A 3,137-nucleotide genomic window follows, 5' to 3' on the forward strand; every position below is an offset into this window, starting at 1 on the left:
TTATTTTAGTGTTTAGCAGCTTTACGCTCGATATTGAACAAAAAATCCCCGAAATTTCCAAATGGATTGGCAAAGAAGCACTACTTTCCCAGCATCCAAAACCTATCACTATGATAACGGAGCAGAAAAGCATGAAATCAATTGCGGTTTACCATAATAAAGGTGGTGTAGGGAAAACAACAACCGTGGTTAATTTAGCAGCGGCATTTGCTAAAAAAGGGCAGCGCGTTCTTATTATTGACTTAGACAGTCAGGCAAATTCGACTTTTGCAACGGGTTTGCTAAATTTTGGTGATGAAGAAAAAGATGATGTTAAAGATAACTATATTTATCACCTTTTAAAACATCAAGATACGTTCCCAATCAAAGAAGTTGCACGTCCTGCGCGTTATACAGCTTATAAAATCGATGTGATTCCTGCCCATATCCATCTTATGGAGCATGAAATGGAGTTGAATCGTTTAGATTTTAGTCGTGGCATTTTATTGAAAAAGCTCAAACAAGTTAAAGACGATTACGATATTGTGTTAATTGATACACCGCCTTCTTTAAATTTATATGCGAGAATTGCGCTGATTACTGCTGACTATTTGCTTATTCCTTCTGATTTGAAGCCTTTTGCTAATGAAGGTCTAAACAATATCAAAAATTTTGTTAAAGATATTAATGGTTTCAAAGAGATGATTAATATACCCCCTTTAAATATCATTGGCGTGTTACCAACCAAAGTATCTGCGAATGCCAAGTTTGCACAAGGTACTTTAACTAACCGTATTGCAGCCGTTAAAGAACGTTATTCGCTGGATGTTTTGGAACAGTGTGTGATTCATGAATTAGATGATTTAGCCAAATGTGTTGAACAAACTGTTACTGTGGGCGACCTTGAATTAACTGATCCGCGCTCTATTTTTGACTATAAACCCCACTCGAAATCAGCTGGTGAATTTAATAAATTGGCTGACGTTATTTACGACAAAATAGGATAGATGATATGACAAAATTATCTCCTGCTATCGTTTTAGTGAAAGATATTCGCTCCAATACGCTCAAACAAAATTTTGATGCGGAAAAGTTGAATATTGCTGCACGATTAATTCTTGATATAGAAGGGATTATTTCGCCTATTATTGTATCTCGAGAGGGTGTTGAGCATTATCGGGTGATTCAGGGTGATTTTGAATATCATGCTGCAATGAGGGCGCGGGAGATAGACCCTATTCGTGGCGAGACGATTGATGCTTACATTGTGAATACAGAGACGCAAGAGACCATCGAAAAGCAAATTCAAGTTTTCAGGAATTCTGATTATAATCAGGTGAGTAAACCCGTGAATAGCACCGAATCTGGAGGTTTAGAAACCTTGCTTAAATCCTGTTTACAACCTGTTATGGACAAATTAACCCATTTGCAGCCTATTATGGATAGATTGACAGCGATTGAAAGTCAGCTTTCTATCCAAGATGTGCCAGTTGAAATACCGCAACAAGAGCATCAACCACAAAAACCTGTGGAAGACGTGGAAGACATAGTTCAGCAAGAGCCTGTTCAAATAGATGCTAAACTTGAAACACTAACGCCATTATTTGAAAATAAACAAGAAGCCATTGAAAAAATCGTTTCTGAGCCAACTCATGTAAATGAAAATGTTGTTTCTGAAACACCTGAACTCATTCCTGCTTATTTGAAATTAATCAATGAATTGCCTTCCAATCTGTTAGCAGAAAAACTCAAAGACTTATCTATTAGACAGTCTCCCACAAAAGCAATTTTGGAAAATAGACCATTTGCATCAGAAAAGGCGTTATCTTCGATTAAGGGTGTAGCAGCTAAAACCATCGAAAAATTACAAACTTTACAAGATGATATTTCAGAACCTATGGCAGTTGAAACGCAGTCAAATAAACAAACTGCGCCACCACCTGTACAAAAAGAAAGTTCAACAATGACTGATGCTTTTTTAAGCAAGTTGAATCAAATGGATAAAATTGAGTTGTTTTTTAAGGTAAAACGGGCAACTAATTTAAATGATAATAAAATTAACCAATTGATTGACAATAGACCTTATCAAGCGTTATCTGATATCAAGGCTGTTAATAAGAAGCATTTAGAGAAAATTAGACCGCTTTTAACGGAATAGGTTGATTGGCAATACTGTTTAAATAGAGAGGCAAATTTCCCTGTTTGCCTCTTTGAAGAATTAAATACTTAGCACCCCGTGATATTTGTTACAAAGAGCTAAGTATTATAGTGAAATCATTATGAGGAGGTGTTATTTTAAGGTGATAGAAATTTATAGAGTAGAAATAGCCTGTTAAATTCACTCTACTTTATACTGTGAAAAAATTATAAATGTCTTGAGATAACGCCATGATTCCATCACTTAAATATATTGAGTTAGATTTGTGCTAAACTTTTGATATTAGCTACTTAACTTCAGTAATTCCCTAAGTGGCTTGCTAATAGGAAGTTATGGTTTGGAACTTCCCATTTTTATTTATCAAAAAATCTCTTATGTAGAGTAAATTGCCAAAAAATGAAACTATCCGACTTTTTTAGCTTATATTGCGAGTTTAGAAATAAAAGCTTTGGTGCGTTTTTTAACCCTTGACCCCATGAAAGGTTAGCATAATGCAATGGTTAGTCTTGATTATATTGATTTTTTTAATGCCATCAAGTTACGCACTAGAGGCAATTAAATTAAATATTGGTAGTATTTCTGCTGAAGGCTGGAAAGCCAATAAAGTAGATATAAATTTATCAAAACTACAACGTCAAAAACCAATATTGGATGTCAAAGTAAAACAATTTGATTTAGATAGCTTAAAAAAACCACTTTATAATTTACAAGTCAGTTGCTCTCAACTAAAATCCACGATAAAAGCAATTAGTTGTGCTAATAGTCAATTAAATATCCAAGATAAATATTTAGGTAAACCTAAGGGTAAATTTGATTTCAGTTATTCTCCTGATACGCAAATTTTTAATGCGCTGCTCAAGCAATTTAAAATCGCCAGTGGCTCAATCAATATGGATTTTCAAGCCAAGCTCGCGGACTGGAAAACCACAATTAAAACCCAAACAGTCGCTATTTCTCAACTGATTACTTATAAAAACCGCTATATTGACATACCTCTACC

3 protein-coding genes are annotated in these 3,137 nt (G+C 34.7%); all 3 read left to right on the forward strand.

Annotation, left to right across the window (positions count from 1 at the left end; genetic code table 11):
• Positions 1-986: ParA family protein (locus tag ABXH34_RS18345; RefSeq protein ID WP_353573337.1), on the forward strand; the 986-nt coding region annotated here is incomplete at its 5' end.
• Positions 987-991: 5 nt separating this feature from the next.
• The gene (locus ABXH34_RS18350; protein ID WP_353573338.1) at positions 992-2,137 is read left to right on the forward strand and encodes a ParB N-terminal domain-containing protein; all 1,146 of its coding nucleotides are present in this window, start codon (positions 992-994) and stop codon (positions 2,135-2,137) included.
• Between the two features lie 491 nt (positions 2,138-2,628).
• The coding region (locus ABXH34_RS18355) for a hypothetical protein (RefSeq protein ID WP_353573339.1) at positions 2,629-3,137 on the forward strand (509 nt) is incomplete at its 3' end.

This window comes from Candidatus Albibeggiatoa sp. nov. BB20 (assembly GCA_016744725.1).
Taxonomy (GTDB): Bacteria; Pseudomonadota; Gammaproteobacteria; order Beggiatoales; family Beggiatoaceae; genus Albibeggiatoa.